The following is a 20,860-nucleotide window of genomic DNA, read 5'->3' as shown; positions in this document are numbered from 1 at the left end:
TTATTTTGATCGAAGGGCCTGACCGACCCAGTACACTGAACACAGATAGCTGGAAAGAGAGCTATCTCCCCAGACTGAATGACACAGCGAAGGCTGTCTACTTCAGAAACCGCAGGAAGACGCATGGGTTGGGGCGGATTCGAACCGCCGACCTCGCCGCAGTCGGGCGGTTTCACCGCCCTCCGCGGCGCACCGCAACGCAGAACGCTCCACGCTTGAGCGTCGTCACCGAGGGTAGACCGCTGACCCGCGCAACTGCCGGGGACCCAACAATGGCACGGAAGTTCACCCCGGAAGAAGCAGTCGAACGGTACATCCAAGAACGCAAAGCAAACCTCTCAGATTCGACTATCTACAACTACCAGTCGAACCTCGGCTCCTTCACAGAGTGGTGTGACTACCAATCTCACATCGACCACATTGGAGACATCGACCAGTTCGACATCTCCGACTTCAAGATGAACAGGCGGGACGACGATGGTGTTGCTGACACCACGCTTTACAACGTGATGGTGGCGCTTCGGACCTTCATCAAGTGGTGCGAATCCAAAGGTCTCGTTGACGACCTCTCGGAAAACATCATGCTCCCCGACCGAGGTCGCGCTTCCCGTACCGAAACCATCGACCCCGAGGCTGCGGAGCAGATACTCAACTATCTCGACAAGTATGAGTATGCCACATATCCACACGTTCTGTTCGCCATCATGTGGGACGCCGGGCTTCGAATCGGAGCAATCCGTTCGCTTGATTTAGACGACTACCATTCCGCCGAAGCCTACGTTGAGCTTCACCACCGCCCCGGACCCGGTAGTACCGAATCTCTGAATAAAGACCGAGGGACGCCGCTGAAAAACGACAAAGACTCCGAACGAGAAGTAAACCTCCATGATTGGGTCGCCGAGATAACTGACGACTATATTGCTGGACCTCGCAATGGCCTCACCGATAACGCCGGGCGAAAACCATTGCTGACTACCAGCAAAGGTAGACCGGCTCGAACGACGCTACGTCGTCAAATAAGAGGGATGACGCGACCGTGCTGCTACACGAACGAGTGTCCCATCGACCGAGAGATAGAAACCTGCGAAGCAACCGAGTGGGATAAGGCTGCCAAATGCCCTGAAGGTGTGAAGCCTCACTCCATCCGCCGGTCGGCTATCACCTACTGGCTTAACGAAGGTCACTCGAAGGAGCTGGTGTCCGACCGAATGGATGTCTCTCCCGACGTTCTCGAAGAACACTACGACCAGCGAACAGAGGGAGAAAAACGAGAGGTTCGCCGAGAACTATTCAATATGGATTAGGATATAATAGAAGAAATGTCAGCGGTTACCGTCGTAAGATGGCTTTTAAATTAGAACTTTTCAAGAAATAACTGTCGTAGCTACACTAACTCAAGTCACCTACTCATCTCCAATTTTCAAACTCTTCGTGTAGCCCCCGCTGCGTCTCGTCGCGGTTGAGAACATCTACGCTGTGACGCAGGAACCTGATGAGGGCCAAAATGTCATCGTCTCCCCAGTACTCCCTCCTGCTGAACCCCTCCAACTGAGCCGCAACACCGCGGGCTTGCTCTGCTGAGAGGAGCGCCGACTCTCCGCGACAGGCGACCATCACTCCCTCATTTTCAAGAGCGGCGCTGATGACGCTGTCAGTTACCTCTGCGCGGCCCTGTGCGAGCAGGGCATCAAACAGGTCTGAGTATGGCTGTTCCTTCCGACCGGGATTGACCGTGTTGTCGTCTCCGATAAGGGCGCGGCGCACTCGATGGGCTGTCTCTGCCTCACCATCGGCGACAAGTTCGGCAAGCAAGGAGAACACTCGGGCCTTGGGAACGGCGGCGTTATCGAGGCTATCAGTCGAAGTACCTTCCGTAGACTCAACTGCCGTTTCCACATTTCCCTCGGAGTCCACCTCGACGCGGGGGAAATCCTCGGCCTTGTGTCGCTCCTTCGGGTTCTTGGGGTGGTTCTTTCGACCGGCAGTTTGCCCCAAGTGAATCATTAGCCCGGAAATCCCCGAAAAGGTCTCCGAACAGTATGGGCAGAGCCTCGCGTGCTTCTCGGTGTGGCGCTCCTCGGGATAGTCCATCTCGACTTCGCGCTCGCCGACGGTCTCTAAGTCGTCCAGCGAGATGTGGTCCGGAACTTCACCCTGTGGTCCGTGGCCGTCACCACTCGACCGTAGGATGTGTAGATTAACACCTCGGGCGAGCGGCGTGCTGTCACAGCCTTCGACCGGACAGCGCACGGTGCGCTCGTCGTTCTTATGGTCGCTCATTGGCTCACCCCGAAGCAGCCGGCGCGAGGAACTCTCGGCCCGATTAGGCAACTCTGCGAGCCGTTGGGGATGACCTTCGTGTTACTCTCAACGGTTAGCATCGGGAAGGCAGGCGAGTTCCCGATGGCTTCCAGCTTTGTTTGCTCCCCGGCCTGCTCGGCGAGCGGCGTCTGTTCAACAGCGGTGACGTTTTCAACGGCGGTGTCGTAGTCTATCATGGCGTTCTGTGACCCAGAAGGCCACTCGTCCGGTGTTGGCGCACCGGGCGTTTTCAGAACCACAACGCCCCGAGAGACGAGCGTCCTTCGTGTTACTACCTTAGACGGTAAATACTTAAAACCACCGAATACGGGTCTTAGCGTGCGCGTAATTAAGATTAGTCCCTTAGACAGTAGTTACTTAGACCCTTCGAGACCAAGAGCAGGCCATGAGTGATGGTTCAAAATCTGGCCGAAAGCCGCGAGCGACCGATACCGAAATCTTACAACTGTTTGAAGATACGGACGACCCAGTCCTTTCGACTGCGGAAGTAACCGAACAGCTGCCGATTAAACGGAGTGCGACATATAAGCGTCTTTCATCACTCCGTGAGGAAGGCCGATTAACTGCGAAAGAGATAGGAGGTCGGAATACGGTTTGGTGGATTCCAGACAAGTGAGTAGCATCGCGCGCAAATTTCTAACGGACGTGTGTTTTGAAACGGGCAGTATGGAGATGTCCAATAGTAATAGTTGTGGGTTAGAACATTAGACCGACCCCCTACCCGGTCTCTTTAGTAGCCAGCCGCGCAGAAAATTGTCTAAGTCTCACCAGATTTTGTGTGGAATCACACCGACACAATAGTATAAATAATATGACCGTTTGTAAGATGTCACTCCAAGACTGTCTGAATCCATATCTCTTATATACTAAACCTCCTCCTGTGAACGACCATACAACTGCTGTCATGCGATTCTCGCAACTATAACATAGTGCGTGCGTGTGTGGTATAGTGAAGTAGAAAGGGAATAGCAAGATAACATACGGTCACGGTAATAGCTAAACCAATACTTCAGAGCATACTACAGATTACTTCCTATGTCACGTCTTACTTGGTACCTCCACGTGGTCGTAGTCATCGGGGTACGTTTTAATGACACTCTGGAACTGCTCCCGAGTAATATCTGAGTCGAAGTTACCCTCGAATTGGTTTTCGAACCACTCCCACGCTGGCTCCCATCCCCAGTTGAGAACGCGACAGGCGACTCTCCATCGCTCCATATGTGACAACGTCTCAATACCGTCTTGTTCGGCCTGCTGTTGGAGTACGGCGGCTTCTGTGTGTGGCACCTGAACCGATGGGCTGTGGCCGGCGCGTTTTCGCGGCCCAACGGTCTTTGAGAGTTCGCCCTTCTCGCTGGTACCAGCCTCTCCAACTTCATATCCTTCATCCTCAAGAAAGTCCAGCGCGGCTTGCCGGCTTGCGTCATCCCCTGTCAGAGCGTGCCCCACAACGGTCGCTTGCCGTGACTCCACGCGGAAGATGCGAGAGTTCCGGCTTTGACCGCCAATAATGACTACGTCGTCGCCGGCCTCGTAGTCCCACTTCTCGGAGTCGTGGCCCGATAGTTGGAGTGGAGCGTGTTCGTCTTCTTTTGTGAACTTCTCACCGGCACATCCTCGTGCCCCGTAGAAGTATGCGGGGACCAGTGTCGCTCCGTTACGTACATTATCACGGGTGAAGGCTCCGCCTTTCACTTTCAGAGCCGCAACGCTCCGTGAGTTTCCCTTGGCGAGCGCGTACGGTGAGAACTCTTTAGCGTTGTACTGGCACCATCTAATTACCTCCGCTTGGTTCTCAGGATACTCTTGTTGTTCTATGAGCGGTGTCTCTATGCTTTGCTCCCCAGTCTCAAGTTCCAGTACAGTTTCATCGCTATCGAAGACTCTGAACAGGTCATGAGGCGGGTCAAGACTCGTCTGTGGAGCGTCAATTGTTAGCGACGGCTGTGTAGCGAACACCCGACGAAGAACAGCCTCGTACGACTCAGGTGTCTCTGACGCGGTTGTGCTGGCCTCCCGTACAATTCTTTCGTGGTCCCACTCCGGCTGGATTTTAACCTTCGGTAGAGTCCTTTTCGAGTGTTCGACACCGGGAAGCCGGAACATTCGCTTGGCATAGTACAGGCCGCAGTCCAGTTCCGCCTCTTCCTCGGTACAGAATCTCTCAGCCAGTTCCTTGAGTTGCTTCCGTTGGTCTTCACCAGAGACAAGCCGGGGGACATGAACGTGAATCGACCGATTACCAGAAAAGAACAGTTTACAGGTGTGAAATGGCACATCAAGATAGTCTTCGGTGAACTTACGGAACCAGTTGATGAGAGTAGCTGGTCCCTCTTCATGATACACGTCGCTCTCAATATGGACTGGATAGAGGACGCGGTTGTCAGCTTCACACTCATCTTGGAGTTCGGTAGCGATTGATGTGTAATCACCCGCAACTTCGTAGCCGCTCTCAAAGCCATCTTGTCGCTCATACTGGTCGCGTGTCAAGATGTACACCGGACTGGCAGTCTCTGCGCTTTCGGGGATAGGTTCAAAAATGGTAGAGAGCTTCGGAGCGCGGACTGGTCCTTCGCCTTCGGGAAACCCGTACTGGACGCACGGAACGTCGTCCCATGCGTCAGGGATGTACGTAGTTGAAGTGCTATTCGTGGAGTTGTTACTGGATGATTTACTCATTGTGTCTGTGAGCTGGAGTCAGTTCAAGCGAAAAGTGACTTCTCGCCGCGTTGGTGCTTTGTCGGAGAGCCGAATCTCTGAGTGAGGAGTATTCTTTTATATACGCATTAGTCTACTTGACTGTACTACCCCGGTGCTATCTTGCGATTCTCGCACCATAACATAGTGCGTGGCGTGTGTGGTGTGTTGTAGTAGTACTGTAGTGATACACAGTAGAAGTACAGCTGCCACTTACACATCAGAGACAGTCCCGCAACTCACTAAGTCTCAATAGACCATTCAGTTGACATGCGTACTCGCATGTTATAGACCGGATGGTGAGGGTAACGGAGTCCGCCAAACAGAAATTTTGCCTCCACCATACATAAGACACTCCAAGGTTTTAAATCTTCATATCTCGACACGTCAGAAGCAATGAAAGAACAAGGCAGGAAGTGAATACAAGTATTGCGTTTGGAAATATACTGGCTGATAGTGGGTCCTAAATGTGGAGACAGAACGACTGTCCCGGCACCCTTCCCGCGGACGGTATCGCCATGTGTCTAATATCTACTACAACAGTCAAATTCTCCAATCAAAGACTACCTTTCAACAGATGGTTAAGATTTTCCAGCTCTTCTTCAGGAGTAGCGTTGCCATGGCCTTCCGATGACTGATGGTCACTTAGCTCTGGCAATTCTTCAGCGAGCTGTTCCAAGTCTCCAGCATCTACAGTCGACTCTGTGGCGTCACAATGTGACTTGTGGCCGTGTAATCCCGCTTTATTCTCAAAAGTGGCCCCACAGTCTTCGCAGGTCACCACCGAATCGGTGATAGCATCTTCTTTCTCGTTTCTCTGCTCCTTATCGAGGTACACAGAGAGTGACCGACGGACCTCTGCCAACTTCTCCTTTAGCTCGTCGCGCTGGTCACGTAACTCGTCATTCTCGGAACGGAGCTTTCTGACGAGTTCTCGGAGTTCTGATTGGCCCATATTCTCAAGGCCGTTTTCCCAGACCGCTGGCAGCTCATATTCCGGAGGGAGCCAAATTGGGTCATCCCCTTCTTCCCAATTAATCCCAAGGTCGTTCAGCCGGTCTCTGGGTACCTTGACTACATTGCCCCGCGGCTCCTCGAAGTGTTGCTTATATTTTCGAAGACCTTTGGGAAGGTCGCGGCATTTCTTTTTGTGTTCCTCTTTCTTTTCGTAAAAATGGTTGTAGTGGCGGGCGAGTGGAGAGCGGTCTTCGTCGTCCTTTGTGGCCTCAGACTGTTTCAATACCGGCCCGACGTACCGTACACCGTCCACGTAGAGCCAGTAGGCCTCGTAGAGGTCTATACGCCCACCGAAGACAGAGTCGTTCTCTGGCCTGTTGTTGTCAGAGGGAAGGTCAATATCCATAGCTTCTTAATGGAATTTTTCCGGTAGCAGGACAGTCACTAACATGAGAGTAACATAGCATGTTAAATCTATGCCATATTATGGATTAATCGCATATCGGGTGAGACTCTGCTCTCGTATTGGCTTTCTAATCTATCGCATATATGTAAGTAATTTAATAAACTGACAGAAATATGAGAGAGCAGCTACCAGATTCGTGGCGGGCGTTATCGGTGACAAACAGAGTTGAGAAATATGAAATAATCTATGCGCTGCTGTTCTCCTTACTTTGAACGATTCTCAGGAGTTCTTTGTTGTACTTTTTTCCATCTTTGCCGTGGTGGACTCGGTAGTGACAGTTTGGACAAAGAGCTATGACGGTGTCTGGAGTGTCTGAGCCGCCATCGCTCAGTTCGTGGATATGATGTGCGTGAAGATATGGCTCTCCGGTTTTACTTGTGAACGGGGCAGGCTCATGACACCCCTCACAGACTCCATCTGCTCGTGACTTGACATACTCTTTTACTGCCTGTGACCGATTGTATGTAGCAGTATTCTGCCGGACGGCTGATGATTCATTAGTGACTTCTTCTACAGCATCCTGAATCGCTATCTTTCGAAGTTCGTCTATATTACTGCTATTATCTGAGTCTGTAGATGTTGCTTCTCCTCGTTTTGAGGTTGCCGTATCTTTTTCACTTTCATATCGTGTGTTGGAGCTATCCTTATCGGTTGACTCATTGGTTGTTTTTCTTGTGACTCCTTCAGTAACATTAGACTCTGTCTTGCTCGTATCAACTTCTCCATTTTGTTCCGCTTCCCTACCACTTTTCGAATCAGCAGACCTATTTTGTCCCCCACTTCCATTATCGGAGATGTCTGTTTCTACTAATTCGCCTGTAGTTGCCTGATGTGTGAAACCCGTAATACGCACGTCTACTATCTCCCCTTCTTCATTCTCTGTACTCTGTATATGAGTATGAATACCGCTCTCAGTCAGTTTAACGGTGATATGGCTCTGATGAGCGGAGAGAACTCGACCAGTATACACCTCTCCCTTATCAATAGATAACTCATCGTATTTTTCGGCGGATATGTTCAGCCGACTAGCATAATCTTCTGCTTGGAAGGCTTTGTCGTGACAATACGCATGACCGTTCCCTATATATTCTAACTTGACTTCCTGTCCAATTTCCCCAACTATGGGACCAATTTTAATTTGACTCCCATTTGGGCCACTTACACTACCCATCGTGGAATCATCTATGCTACTAATTTCAGCTTGAAATTGAAACCCGTCAAATAGTCCTGTAGGTGCTATCCTACACCACTGAGAATAGTTTGGTGCCTTTATTGAATCATCATAACAGTATGCGCAACCGTTGCCAATGTACTCTAATTGTACTTTTGTTCCCTTTCCGCCTGTAACGGGACCAATCTCAGTTCTATTATTAAGAGGGCCAGTAACGATTCCAAGGCCGTCTCTAGTTATATTACTAATTTTCGCCTCAAATTGACAGCCTCTGACAATTCCATCAGATTCATACTTATTCAAAGTACTATTATCTTTGTATATTTTTATATACTCATCTGATATTTCTTCTTTTACATCTAAATCATACACATAATCCAAGTAATGATTAGCGATAGCAAATTTTGATAAGATTATTGCTTGGTCCTCCTCGACCAGCATTGCGATTACATCTGTTCCATTCTGGCAGCGTACTGGTCCTGCTTCTACATGCCTCCGGCCCGCCTTCACAAACCCTGTAGTGTCTGCTAACTGCTTCGGCATAGTTGTCTCAAATGGCTCAAATAGTTCTGGTCCCCCCATCCTGATTTAGAGCATATGAATCTTAAATAAAGAATCTTGTTGTGTGGTTCACCTATCTGGTATATCTAATTCATAAATACTACATTTGTGCTTTTCTATGTTATTTTTGAGCATATTACCACACATTCTATCATAATCCAGTTTTTAGCTGTTATTATGTGATATGACACAATCAAACGTCCTCACCCGAAAAAATCAATTGAGTACCGTTTTCATCCAGCCACCTCGCATGAGAGTCATATTTCGAGTCATGCTCAGCAACGAGTGACCAGAACTCTTCGTCGTGGTTAGCTTCTCGGAGATGCGCGAGTTCGTGGACAATAATGTAGTCAACTATTTCGGGCGGTGCCAACATCAATCGCCAGTTCAGGCTAATGGTCCCTGTCGTGGAACAGGAACCCCACCGAGTTTTCTGATTTCTCACCTGTATCTGGTCGTACTCAACGTCCATCTGTTCCGCGTAGTGGCTCGCACGGTCAGAGAAGTGGTCACGGGCTTCTCTCCGATAGACGTTTTCGAGTACCTGCTCGACCGTGGACTGTTCGACCGTGCTTTTCCTGAGTCGAATCTTATCGTCGGTGATAGTGTGACTCCGAGCTGGCTCAATGACGAGTTCACGGTTCGTGCCGAGAAGCGGGAACGCCTCGCCGGCTTCGAACGTGCGGTCTGGAATCCGCTCTCGGTGTCTCTCGAAGTCCCGCTGTTTTTCCATGACCCATGCGCCGTTCTCGCGGAGAATCTCCTTCGGTCGAACGTCGGCGGCGTCAGGAATCACGACAGTCACACCGTGAATATCCACGTCGATACGCGGCTTAGTCGCGTCTGAGCTCCGCCGAACGTCGTACTCGACTGTCTCGCCCAACAGGTCAACCTCTTGCTGTTGGGTTTTAGCCATGATTCTGAATTAGGTAGCCGCGGATTGCGTCTACGAAGCCGTCGCTATCCTTGATGAGATGACCGAGGTCGTATTGTTTTACCAGTACGTCTAACAGAATTCGCATTATCTCCGAGATTGTCTGCGGGTTGGTCTTCCACCCAGCATAACTTCGGTCAACACGTTCGCGGAATTGTGAGACAATCTCTTCTGCGACTTGTTCAGCCTGCTCTTCAGACTCTATTGCGTCGGGCGTCTCCTCAGTCAGGTGCGTATAGATAGCGAACTCTGCGGCCTCCCTCGCCCCCTTATCGGCTTCGGCTTTGACTGATAACACCTCGCCCTCGACAGACTTCAGGGCCTCAACGGCTTCTGGGTCGCTCATCTCTTCACCCTGCCACCGCTCAACGATGTCTGTCACGCGCTCGCTCAACCGTTTGTATCTGGGATTCTGATTCTCTCGCGGATGTAGGTGTTCACGCGTGGCGTGGGCCACTTGCGCGGCTTTCACACCGGGATTATCTATCCCCTCAACGTCTTCGAGATAATCTTCGCCGAGCTTGTACGTCGGAAAATCACGCTTAATCTCAGAAATATCGACGTGCTTGTTGATTATCTCTCGCGTCTTCTCTCGCATCTTCTTTTCGGGGTCGTCGTCGCCCGAGGTTGTGCGTTTGAACGCAACGTGGATGCGACTAAGCCATTTGTAGTCGCGCTCAATACCCTCACTTACGAGTCGCCCATCTGGTGCGACGGCTTCGTAGAGGTTCTGGAGTCGGCGGAAACCTTGCTTGAACTCTCTGCGCTCGGGATGTGTGCTGATGCGTTCGATGGCCGCTGAGGTCGCCTCTTGCGTATCGTCCTTGTCAATGCCCTCGAAAATATCCATCACCCGCTCAACCTGCTCAACGAGGTCATCGTAGAGTTCGTCCTTGTCGCGGGCGGCGTACGCTTTCGTCTCGGCGTCGTAATCAAGCGCTTCGTCAATGTTCTCGAAGACGCCTTGGAAGTCGACAATCTCACCGTTCTCCTTGCCGTCGGCAGGACGGTTTGTCCGAGCGATTGCTTGGAGGAGGCTGTGATTCTTGAGATTTCGGTCGAGATATATTGTCTTGAGGATTGGTGCGTCGAAGCCCGTGAGGAGCATATTGTGGACAACGAAGAGTTTCGGATTCCCCTCCTCTTTGAATTCCTTGACGATGCTGTCGCGCTCTTCTGAGTCCGTGTGGAACTGCTGAATCAGGTCGGAATCGTCTTTCGTTGAGGTATAGAGAACTTCCACCTCCTCTTCACCTCGCAGCTCGGTGAGTCGTTCCCCATACATCGCCGCCGAGCGTCGACTTGGTGTGACGACCATCCCCTTCCATCCGTTCGGGGAGACTTGCGTATCGTAGTGAGTGTCAATTTCCTCGACGGCACGGTCAACGCGCGGTTCCAGTTCCGCCAGCGTCGTTGCCGTGACGTTCTCTCGGATAGCCTCGCGCTTCTCATCGGTCGTCATTCCGCGGAACTCTTGCTCAAACTCTTCGTCAAGCCCTGCCTCGTCAATATCCCACTCCATCTTGTGTCGGAGTGTGAAGTAGACTGGAAGAATCAGCCCGTCGTCAATACCCTGCTTGACCGAGTAGTAGTGAAGGTACTTCTCGTTCTCAGGAGAGAACTCGTCAAACGTGTTCCGGTCTTCTGGTCGGTCTCCCTCTCGAACGGGAGTGCCGGTGAATCCGAAGTGAGAGTAGTTCGTGAAGGCGGCCTTAATTCGGCTCCCGAGGTCGGCTTCCATGAAGCGGTGCGCCTCGTCGCTCATGATGATGACCTCATCGTTCCCCTGTATGTCGGGGTCTACGTCCTCGAACTTCTGGATAGTCGTGAGGACGAGTTGACTGCTTCCTTCCTCGATAAGGCGCTGGAGGTGGTCGATGCTCTCAGCTTTCGTCCATTGTGACAACGAGAGGTTGGCAAGCTGGTCGCGCATCTGCGAGTTCAGCTTGTCAGTATCCACGATGACGAAGACCTGCGGGTTCCGAGCTATATTTGGCCGCGACAACAAGTTCTCGGCGGCATACAGCATCGTGAACGACTTCCCCGACCCTTGTGTGTGCCAGATGAGGCCGCGCTTGTCTTCACCCTCTCGGACTCTATCGAGGATGCGGTTGACAGCGTAGTACTGATAGTATCTCGGGACGATTTTGGCGTCTCCTCCAGCTCGACGCTCGTAGAAGACGAAGTTCTTCACGAGGTCAAGAAGCGTATCGGGATTACAGAGTGCCCGTACCGCTTGCCTCATCGCGTTGTCGTCCTTGAATTCATCTACAGCGTCGTTCCACGGTTCGTAGAACTCTTTCGGAGCGCCAACCGCGCCGTATCGTAACTCCATCGTGTCGGCGGCGACGTTGAACAGACCGGGGATGAACAGGCGGGGTGCGTCCTCCTCGTACTCCAACAGGTCACGAACGGCGTCGTGCCAGTCGTTATCCTGCGCGAGACTTTTCAGCTCCATCGTTACGAGGGGAATCCCGTTGACGAACAGAGTCACATCGGGCCGGATGGTCGTCTCTCGGGAGACAGAAAACTGATTGACCGCGTGGAAGCGGTTGTTTTCGGGGCTGTCGTGGTCGATGAGGTCTACGATGACCGTCTCTGTTGCGCCCTTATCGCGTTGGACGTTGAATTTCTTCCCCTTAGTGAGCAACTGATGAAACGCGCGATTACCGTCCACCAGGTTGTCCGAGTCAAGGTCACGGCGGAGCGAGGAAACGAATTTATCCACGTTCCCCTCTGTCACGTCCTCGTTCAACGCGACGACCTGCTCGGCAAGGAGGTTCCAGTATATGACCTCGTGACTGTCGCGCTCGTACGCTTCATCGAGAACGTTCGCACCTCGCCCGCCATCTTGTCCGTGTGTCTCCCAACCGAGGCCGTCAAGCCACGAGAGAAGCGACCGTTCGACACCGCCCTCGGATGGGATGCTAACCATACTTGGCGATTTCCTCGGGCACCTCTATGTTAGTGTCGGTTGTTCGGACAGTTCCTGCGAAAAGGTCTTGAGATAGACCGCTCTTGAGTTGTTTGAGTTGACTCATCACTTCTCTGTTATGTAGGATTTGCTCATCGAACTGCGAAAGTATAGAAGCAATTTCTTTCTGTTCGTCCATTCCGGGAACAGGTACGTCGATGTTCCCAGTCGCGCTCTTGCTGATTTCAGGGAAGGTACTGCCCCCACTTATTGAGACTACGTAATCCATTATGTAGTTGAGGTAGTAGTAGAAAAACTCGGTATCCAGAGTTTCACCACAATCAAACGCGGTAATTCCCTGATTAGTAGCCGCCGGAACGGTACAGATAGCCGTCCGTCCTATTCCGTACGAACGACTCGTGAACATAACAGAATCCGGCTCAACAACTGTGAGGGAAGAACTTTCCAAACCGTCTGGTGTGAGTTTCCGACCTGAATCAGAGATGTATTTTCCATTTCCGTCCTCATTTAGGTCGGAGAGGTCATCGGGAGTCACCCACGTAATATCCCCTCCGTAGTACTCATCGTGGGATGTTCGAGGCGTGTTACCGCGTTCAATCTCTGCTAAATTCGAGATTTTGTCGAACTTCCAACTCTCCGGGAAGTCGCCAATATGGTGGCTTTGAGTCTCCTCTTTGTTAATTCCGAAAGTGAATAATCTCTGTTTAGCTCCCTTCTTTACTCGGTGTAGCTGTGTATCAATCTCCTCCGCTTTTTCAATCGCTTGGTCAACGGTGTAGAGAACGGTGGCGATTTTGCGCTGTTCGGGGAGTGGTGGAGAAGGAAGTTTGAGAGATTTGGCGATAGCCATACTAATTGAGGGGACAGCCCCCTTTTGTGCGACTGCCTTCATGTCAATCATACAAGATACATAGTAGAGGAACTCTGGATTGATTTCGTCTGGAATCCATCCCATCACGTTGTTATCGAATGAGGAGGGTTCAGTAAGCATTCTCCGCTTGTTTGTCAAAAGCGCGGCTCCGACCTTGGGGAGAATTGTTGTTCCTTCTGGATAGAGAGTGTGATTTATTTCTTCTAAATCTTTTTTTGATAGGCGGTTCGAAGTGTTAGTGACGTACTTTTGATTTCCGATAGCGTTCATATCAGAAACTTTGTAAACTGGATGTTCGCCTTCCTTCCCGTTCTGATACTCCGTAGGTAGAGAGTTCCCACTAACTACACGAACCATTTCGCCTAATCTTGCGACAGTCCAATCCTGTGGTGGAATACCGCAGACTGTCTTCCGAGCCAAATCCTCTGCCTCTGGTTCAGAGGAATCGAGCTCTGCTTCGACAAACTCGTTTAACGTAGCGTCCTCACTCATAGTCCAACGCCTCCATATGCTGACTCATCTTCGCCTCTATCTCGTCGCGTTCGGCCTGTAAATCGCGTAACTTCGCCAGTTCTTCCTTCACGTCAATATCCTCTTCCGGTTCCGTGGTATCAACGTATAGCGCGATGTTAAGATTGTAGTCGTTCTCTCGAATCTCATCAAGCGACACCGTCCGGCTCACGCGCTCTTCGGTCGTCCACCCACGGAAGTTCTCGATGATGTGGTCAAGTCCGTCCTCGGTGAGTTCGTTTTGGTTCGACAGTTCTTCGTAGAAATCCTCGTCGGCAGCGTGAATGAACTGAACTTCATCCTCACGCTCGGCTGGCTTGTCCCTGTTCAATACGAGAACAGCAGAGGGAATCGAGTTGTTCTGGAACAGGTTCTCGGGAAGCCCCACGATGGCCTCTACGATATCTTCTTCTAGCATATGCTTCCGGTACCGAGACTCGTGCTTGCGGAACAGCACGCCGTGAGGGATGACGATAGCGGCCTTTCCCCCTGCGTTATCGCGGTCGGGACGCTTGAGCTGCTTCGCCATAGACATAATGAAGGCGTAGTCGCCTCGGTCGGCACGCGGCAATTTCTCGTGCCAGTCGAAACGTCCGTATGGGTCGTCTTGGAGGTCGTCTTTCGCCCAATCAGCCGAGAAGGGGAAGTTAGCGAGAACACGGTCGAAGCGCGTGAGTTCGTTCGCCTCGTCGTCGGTGAAGGCGGGACTCGAAAGAGAGTCTTCTCGCTCTATCTCGCCATCCAACCCATGGATGGAAAGATTCATTTTAGCGATGGCCGCAATGTCCGGGTTGATTTCTTGCCCGGTGAACGTCATTTTCGTCGGGTCGCCACCCTGCTCCTCGCGGTAGTATCGAGCGGCCTCAATTAGCATCCCACCTGAGCCAACTGTGGGGTCGTGGAATGTCATCCCGTCCTCAAACTCATCGACCAGCCGGACGCAGAGATTGACTATGTGCGGGGGAGTGAAGAACTGGCCCCCGGACTTGCCTTCCTCCTCTGCGAAGTGGCGCACCAAGTCCATGTACGCCTCCCCGAGCATGTCCGGCGGGATGCTGTCTCGGTCAAGGTCGTATGTGTTCAGATGCTCAACGAGCTTCCCGAGTCGGTCGTCGTCGAGTGCGTCAGCGTCAATATAGTCAGCCCGGAAGACGCCCGTGAGTTCAGGGTTCTCCTCAGTCAGCGCATCGAACGCTTCGTTCAGGGCTTGGTCAATGTTGTCTGAGACAGCGCGCACGTCGTCCCACATGTAGCCCTCAGGAACGATAGGAATACTATACAGGTCGTTTTGACGCGCAAAGTCCTCGCCGTACTCCTTGACGTTCTCAGCGTACTGCTTCTCGAACTCGTCAGAGATAGATTTGTAGTAGACGAGCGGCAAGATGTACTCTTTATAATCGGTCGGGTCAACAGCATCACGGATTATGTCGGCGCATTTGAAGAGATGAGATTCCAGCTCATCCAGCGAAACGGGCATGAACGTACTGTTCCCTGCGACCATGATATGTCCTGCGGTGAACTCTGCTTGCCAACTCGCGATGGTTTCCTCGATAACGCTGCCGGAGAGTCGTAGTAGTTGATGGAGGCCATACCCAAATAGTACGCATGTTTTGTTATGATTGATATTCTACTTCGATTAGTATATTCTATATTGAAGCGGCTCTCAACGTCTTAAAATATAATTTTCTTGAGAGACGCTGTGCGGGACGTGAGACAATTCTTTTTGAATATGGTGCGAGCTACATGGTACATTCTCAACGCCAACAAGAGCCGGCTGGGGCTGCTTAGATTGGATTTCTTGTCATGAGAAAAACATATTCTCAACCTTCCGTTAATCATCTGAGAGTGAGGCATGATTGATAGCTCACATCGTAAGAGAGCATCTGTACCTTGAAGAATATCTCATTTTAGGTTTGATTGGACTGACTGATAACTATCGTAGCGTTAGATACAGCTGGGTTATCAAAGACAGCATGTTAACTCTAACAGCGGTAAGAATAGTCTGTTAGTTCTAACTGTTACAGAGTAATATACTATCTCTAAACGTATTGTACCGGCGGCGTTATCGAGGACAGCATGTCAATTCTAACAGCGGTAGAAACACAATATTGTAGTATGTAATAACTCAGCTTTGAACGCTGAGTATCTAACACTTAATCGACCGAAAATGGCGGCTGAGACGGTGTGAGCATGGAAAAGAGAGTTCAGCCGCAGACGCTCTACTCTCCACTAGAGGTTCAAACGCCGTGAGCGCTGCCTTCATCATCCTCTGTGAATCACTCTCCAGTTCGGCCGATACCGTAGACTCCTCGTAGAACGTCTTTTCCTCCGATTTCGGGCCAAATAGTGTCAACACGACAACGTTCAAAGCTGAGTAATAATAGCAGCAAAATATAGTACGCGCGTGGGGCATCTGCGTCAGCCGAACAGTCTGCTGGATTGTAGTGATAGGAGAGTAAAAAAGGATTAGTTGAATATACTCTTATCTATTCAATTAGACGATGATTGTCAAGTTCGACTGCGCAGTTCCAACGTCTCCCCAGTCTCTTTTTTTTGGCCTCCAAACTCAGGATATGGCTTCCAGCGCGATGTGGTATAATTTCCTTGGCAATGTAGGAGACCGCCCCTCTGATGCGACGCACCTCAAAGGCTGACCAGCCCGCTGTGACCGATGAAGATACCGATGAATCTCGACAAGAAATTGAGGAGTTGGAGGAACGAACTCAGCTCCCAACAAACCTTGGCTCAGTGCTATCATTCTGTCAAAATTACTCCGGCCTGACCGGAGAGGTGCGTGGGGGTGTTGAGGACTACCTCGAAGTATTCTGACTGTTGTACCGTTCATCGGGCACTCTCTTTCTATCCAATTTTGCCAGCACGATAGCGTGTTAGCATACGTAAAATCGGATTCAATCTACGCAAAATCGTGGTATGTCGTCGCAAATTATTTATTGAGTTGATGACTAATTTACATATGCCGGAAAACTGGCCCCCCACTGGTCATACGGAACCAGAAGAGTACAACCGAAGTGACCGCGCCGTTCTTGTCCTTGGGCTGTTACTGGCAGGACTGTTCGGAATCAGTACTGTCCAGCCAATCTCAGTCGGTGCCGAAGCATACCTCGGGGTTTGGCTCAACTTCGCCGCGAGTATAGGATTTTCAATTCTTCCAACTCTCGTTGCGGGTGTTGCCATAGCTGTGGTGGGACTCGCTGTCCTGCTCTATGGTATCGTGACGCCAATTCACGAGCTAATACACTACGAGGTTGCCAAGTATCTGAATCTGAACCCGGACTTCGGATTTGACGAGATGTGGCCCGTCAAAAATCCTCGCGTAGTCGCACTCTCAACCGGAATTCCGGTCTGGAAGAACATGTTGATGCTTATCGCACCGTTCGTTGTGATTGGACTCATCTCGATAGGTGCTATGTTCGTCTTTGACGGTCTTCTTGCGGGTATCGCGGGAGTCGTGCTATGGGTTAATTCTGCTTCGTCGTCACAGGACCTGTATCACTACATTCGCCTCTTTCGCATGGACCCGGAGGCGAAGTTCGCTAACTTCGAGCGAGACGGTGAAATCAAGACGGAGTTCGTCGTTCCGGAACAGTAACGCGTACTTGTTCTGAGATTCCGCGGCCTGAATACTCTCTGAACCTCTGAAACCACAACGTCAGAGATTCAGAGTAGTGTCAGGAACGTAAAGTGCCTTTCTAAGAGAATATTCAACAGAAATACCTATTATTGGGACTTGTATTCAAAAGACTATGAGCGGAAGTCTCGGTATCTCTGCTAACGAGGATACCATCCAGAGCGTTCTTTCCCGGAACTACCGCTACACTGTTCCGGACTACCAACGCCAGTATTCGTGGGGAGAGGAGCAATGGCGTGCCCTATGGGAAGACCTCCAAGCGCTCGACGAGGGCAAAACGCACTTCCTCGGTTCTATCGTCGTCATCGAACGCTCCTCGGGACTGAACGAACTGGACCGGCTCGAAGTTGTTGACGGGCAACAGCGCATGGCGACTATCCTCACAATGCTCGCCATAATGCGTCAGAAGTACCTTGATGAGGGAGAGAGTGGGCAGGCCGACGCGATTCGTAATGAGTGCCTGTTCGAGCAGGACCTTGACCAGCAGGAGTATCAAAACCTCACTCTCAGCCGATACGACAACGACCCGTTCTCAGCGATACTCAACTGTAACTTCGGTCAGGTTGACAACGAAACCCTGAACGAGGCGCTCGAATTTTTCGGCTCGCGGATTCACGGTCTAACCGTAGAGGAGACAGACACACTCCGGAAGCGGCTGTTGAGTTCAGTCACCCTCGTTTCAATCGAGTGTACCGAGGAGCAGTCGGCGTTCCGGCTGTTCGAGACTCTGAACGAGCGGGGGCTGGAACTCTCCTCGGTTGACCTTATGAAGAACCATATCTTCAGTATTGCCGCACAAAATGACGATGTTGATTACGAGGCGGTCAAGCAGTCGTGGCAGACGACCGTTGACAACACGGTTCCGTATCTCAACAAGCCAAGCCGGTTCTTCCGTCACTATATCATGTCGGCACCGGCTCCAGACTATCCCGACGACGTTTCCGACTACAAACTCTTCGACACTTTTCAAGGAATCATTAGCGACGTTCGCGAATCAGATGACCTCTCGCTTGAATCCTATCTGGCTGACGCAGCAAACCAATCGGAGCTGTATCTACAAATAATCAACGCAGATATTGACCGGTACGACGACGGAGGAAACGAGGCCATTAACGAGAAACTGACACACCTTCACCACATCAAGTCCGTTCAGGCTCGTACGCTCCTTCTGCGCATCTTTCGGGAGTTCAACAATCCGAACAAGGTTATGGAAGCACTCGGTGTTCTTGAGCGATTCTTGGTCCGTTGGAAGGTCGCTAACTACGCGACTGGTGGACAACTGGACCGTATCTACTCTGAACTCTGTTCGACAGTTTTCGATGAAAGCGACCCCGTGGAAGAGATGCGAGGATACCTCCGTGGCAAGTACCCGAGTGATGCCGAATTTACGGCTGGTATCGAGAACAAACGGGTCAAGCTCAATAACCGGACAAAGTATATGCTCAAACGAATCGAGGAAGTCCATTACAGCGGGAACGTGGACCGGATGGGGGACTACGACATCGAACACATAGCACCTCGCTCCGCCTACACCGCAACCCGCCATAGTGCGTGGGTTACCGCGCTGAACACTACTCAGGCGACGTTCGAACAGCACCGGGACCGGCTCGGGAACCTCACTCTTCTTGAATCAGACAAGAACATTCGAGCGAGTAACGACTCCTTTGAGACAAAAAAGAGTGAGTACACCACGTCGGACATCGCTATGACTCGCTCTGTCGCAGAGACCTACGAAAACTGGAATCTCGATACTATCCAAGAACGAACCTCTGAACTCGCTGAAGTCGCTCTCAACATCTGGTCTCTGTAGTCATCTTTGGCGGCGCGAGAATCAGATTAGGGTATCAGCCCATATTATCAAGCGCATCCTGCCGGTCTTCAACCGGGACATTGTCGTATTTCAGCGTAGTCTTCACCGACTCATGGCGTAACTGGGCCTGCGTCGCGGCAAGGTCGTATTCTATCTGCTAAGGCTATCACGCGCATCGGTAGAACCCCCGCTCGGTACTTTTACAATCGCGGCGATTCTCCTTTATTGTAACCGGCAGAAGGCGGCGATGCGGATGCGCCGACCGCAGGTGACCCGAAGGAGATTGACCCCAAAATCGCAGGACGTGGTGGGCGTTGTTTCCTTCAAAAAAACGCAGGAAGCGTATGGGTTGGGGCGGATTCGAACCGCCGGCCTGCCCGCCTTCGTGCGATTACGCCCGCACTCCGGCGCAGCACCGAAGGAGTGTGAATCCGGCTACCCATACTTTCCCAAGCCACCATCGCGGGGTTCGATTCAACCATGTCCGAATCCCGAACTCAGATGGAACCGGAACGCGCGATCGACCGATACCTCACCGACAAGAAACCCGAATGGGCTGAGTCCACCTACTACAACAACGCCTCATCCCTCGGGCTATTCCTCGACTTTTGCGAGGAAATTGACCTCGACAACATCTGCGATATAGACGGCTTCCACATCTCTGACTTCAAGCAGCACCGACGAGAGGAGGGCGGCGTCAATGAAATGACGCTCTATAATGATCTGTGTTCTCTACGAAGCTTCCTCAAGTGGACAAACTCGATGGGACTAATCGACTCGTGGGTCGTTGAAAACATGGCTCTTAACGATCCCGATGAAAAAGTGCGGTCTGAAAAAATCGAACCAGAAACAGCTAACCAGATTCTCGAATACTTAGACGACTTCGAATACGCAACGACTCGCCACGCTCTCTTTGCTCTGCTATGGGACACAGGGATGCGTCTCGGAAACGCTCGGTCGTTAGACGTTAGCGACTACAATTCCAACGAGAAATACATTGAGGTGTCTCACGATCCCGACGAAGGTACTCCACAGAAAAACAAGCAACCTGCCGAACGAGAAGTAAATCTCCACGATTGGGTGTGCGAAATTCTGGACGATTATCTTCGGATGAACCACATCGAGGTGGAAGACGACTACGGTCGAAATCCTCTCTTCGCCTCAAAGCATGGTCGTATGGCAATGTCTAATCTCCGAACCCACATCCGCCGACTGACTCGTCCGTGTCACTACACCGGAGAGTGTCCCCACGATCGAGAACAGTCAGAGTGTGTCGCCGTCCAAGAATACAACAAGGCAGCGCAATGTCCCGGCTCTCACAAGCCCCACGCTATGCGACGAGGGGCTATCACCCATTGGCTCAATGAGGGGCACCGGAAGGAGCTGATCAGCGACCGGATGAACGTTAGCATCCCGACGCTGGACAAACACTACGACGCCCGGACTGAATCTGAGAAACGAGACTTGCGGCGGGAGATGTTTGATATGGAGTAAAGACTCACTGGCTTTTATTAACCCACGGTGCCTATTCTTTATGTGGATATCACTCTCCGCCAGCTTGTCTTCCTTGAGCATGAGATGGAGCAGATTGACGACTCCAAGGATCGAGACTCCGAGGATCGGAGTCATGCCTCTTCCGTATTAGAACGCATTGAGGCGGAGTTACAGCGAAAGGAAGAGCAGCACAACTAACGATCCTCATTTCCTTCGGCTGTCCCGATAAGCTCCTCACTGTTCGTCGTGAATACTTTTGACTCCCCCATGTAATGGCTGTAATATGCCTGATAGCTCCGGGATTCTTGACGCCCTCCAAGGGATCTCCTCTCGTCTGAATGAGGACATGAGCGAAATGCTGTGTTGAATAGATGCTGAGTCACGGTCACAGCGGCTCACACAGCGGTTCTATGTTGGTGATGGCGAACATCAAGACAATCTCACGGAACTGCCGATACCAGCCCAGCGCTCGCACGGCATCGC

The 20,860-nt window shown here is 51.3% G+C and carries 14 protein-coding genes and 2 pseudogenes; 5 read left to right on the top strand and 11 right to left on the bottom strand.

From position 1 onward, the window contains the following. Positions 1-272: 272 nt before the first annotated feature. Positions 273-1,304 carry a site-specific integrase gene (locus tag EXE41_RS10130; protein ID WP_137690935.1) on the top strand — a complete coding sequence of 344 codons (1,032 nt, stop codon included), beginning with the start codon at positions 273-275 and terminating at the stop codon, positions 1,302-1,304. A 103-nt stretch (positions 1,305-1,407) separates the two neighbouring features. Here EXE41_RS10130 and EXE41_RS10125 read toward each other — a convergent pair whose 3' ends face one another. From EXE41_RS10125 to EXE41_RS10080, 9 genes are all read right to left on the bottom strand, one after another. Beyond that, positions 1,408-2,280 (bottom strand): hypothetical protein, encoded by an 873-nt coding sequence (locus EXE41_RS10125; protein ID WP_137690934.1) that lies wholly within the window; start codon positions 2,278-2,280, stop codon positions 1,408-1,410. Continuing rightward, positions 2,277-2,498 (bottom strand): hypothetical protein, encoded by a 222-nt coding sequence (locus tag EXE41_RS10120; RefSeq protein WP_137690933.1) that lies wholly within the window; start codon positions 2,496-2,498, stop codon positions 2,277-2,279. Before EXE41_RS10120 ends, EXE41_RS10125 begins: the two co-directional genes overlap by 4 nt. A gap of 862 nt (positions 2,499-3,360) precedes the next feature. Next, complete coding sequence (locus EXE41_RS10110) at positions 3,361-4,821, bottom strand: hypothetical protein (protein ID WP_137690972.1); 1,461 nt, start codon at positions 4,819-4,821, stop codon at positions 3,361-3,363. A gap of 754 nt (positions 4,822-5,575) precedes the next feature. Continuing rightward, positions 5,576-6,382, bottom strand: a complete 807-nt coding sequence (locus EXE41_RS10105; protein ID WP_137690931.1) for a hypothetical protein — start codon at positions 6,380-6,382, stop codon at positions 5,576-5,578. Between the two features lie 244 nt (positions 6,383-6,626). Further along, positions 6,627-8,195 carry an HNH endonuclease gene (locus EXE41_RS10100; protein ID WP_137690930.1) on the bottom strand — a complete coding sequence of 523 codons (1,569 nt, stop codon included), beginning with the start codon at positions 8,193-8,195 and terminating at the stop codon, positions 6,627-6,629. 172 nt (positions 8,196-8,367) lie between these two features. Then, on the bottom strand, positions 8,368-9,090 hold the full coding sequence (locus EXE41_RS10095; RefSeq protein WP_137690929.1) for a M48 family metallopeptidase: 723 nt from the start codon (positions 9,088-9,090) through the stop codon (positions 8,368-8,370). Beyond that, positions 9,083-12,043, bottom strand: coding sequence for a type I restriction endonuclease subunit R (locus tag EXE41_RS10090; RefSeq protein ID WP_137690928.1), 2,961 nt, complete (start codon positions 12,041-12,043; stop codon positions 9,083-9,085). The genes EXE41_RS10095 and EXE41_RS10090 overlap by 8 nt, the downstream gene beginning before the upstream one ends. Then, positions 12,036-13,406, bottom strand: coding sequence for a restriction endonuclease subunit S (locus EXE41_RS10085; RefSeq protein ID WP_137690927.1), 1,371 nt, complete (start codon positions 13,404-13,406; stop codon positions 12,036-12,038). Before EXE41_RS10085 ends, EXE41_RS10090 begins: the two co-directional genes overlap by 8 nt. Next, a complete protein-coding gene (locus EXE41_RS10080) occupies positions 13,399-14,901 on the bottom strand; it encodes a class I SAM-dependent DNA methyltransferase (RefSeq protein ID WP_137690926.1) in 1,503 nt (500 codons plus the stop codon). Before EXE41_RS10080 ends, EXE41_RS10085 begins: the two co-directional genes overlap by 8 nt. A gap of 1,154 nt (positions 14,902-16,055) precedes the next feature. On the opposite strand from EXE41_RS10080, the gene EXE41_RS19465 reads away from it, so the two are divergent. From EXE41_RS19465 to EXE41_RS10070, 3 genes are all read left to right on the top strand, one after another. Then, a complete protein-coding gene (locus EXE41_RS19465; RefSeq protein ID WP_206750859.1) occupies positions 16,056-16,253 on the top strand; it encodes a hypothetical protein in 198 nt (65 codons plus the stop codon). 145 nt (positions 16,254-16,398) lie between these two features. Beyond that, positions 16,399-17,034, top strand: a complete 636-nt coding sequence (locus EXE41_RS10075) for a DUF3267 domain-containing protein (protein WP_158294409.1) — start codon at positions 16,399-16,401, stop codon at positions 17,032-17,034. Between the two features lie 154 nt (positions 17,035-17,188). Beyond that, positions 17,189-18,883, top strand: a complete 1,695-nt coding sequence (locus EXE41_RS10070; protein ID WP_137690924.1) for a DUF262 domain-containing protein — start codon at positions 17,189-17,191, stop codon at positions 18,881-18,883. A 34-nt stretch (positions 18,884-18,917) separates the two neighbouring features. On the opposite strand, the pseudogene EXE41_RS19620 reads toward EXE41_RS10070, so the two are convergent. Further along, a pseudogene (locus EXE41_RS19620) lies at positions 18,918-19,034 on the bottom strand (integrase); the annotation flags it as partial. 350 nt (positions 19,035-19,384) lie between these two features. Here EXE41_RS19620 and EXE41_RS10060 point away from each other — a divergent pair. After that, positions 19,385-20,377 (top strand): tyrosine-type recombinase/integrase, encoded by a 993-nt coding sequence (locus tag EXE41_RS10060; RefSeq protein WP_199240870.1) that lies wholly within the window; start codon positions 19,385-19,387, stop codon positions 20,375-20,377. A 385-nt stretch (positions 20,378-20,762) separates the two neighbouring features. Here EXE41_RS10060 and EXE41_RS10050 read toward each other — a convergent pair. Next, positions 20,763-20,860 (bottom strand): annotated as a pseudogene (locus EXE41_RS10050) (IS5/IS1182 family transposase); the annotation flags it as partial.

The organism is Halorubrum sp. SD690R, assembly GCF_005435035.1.
Classification (GTDB): domain Archaea; phylum Halobacteriota; class Halobacteria; order Halobacteriales; family Haloferacaceae; genus Halorubrum; species Halorubrum ezzemoulense.
Note: the sequence above shows the minus strand (reverse complement) of the source record. Positions and strands in the feature narration are given on the sequence as shown.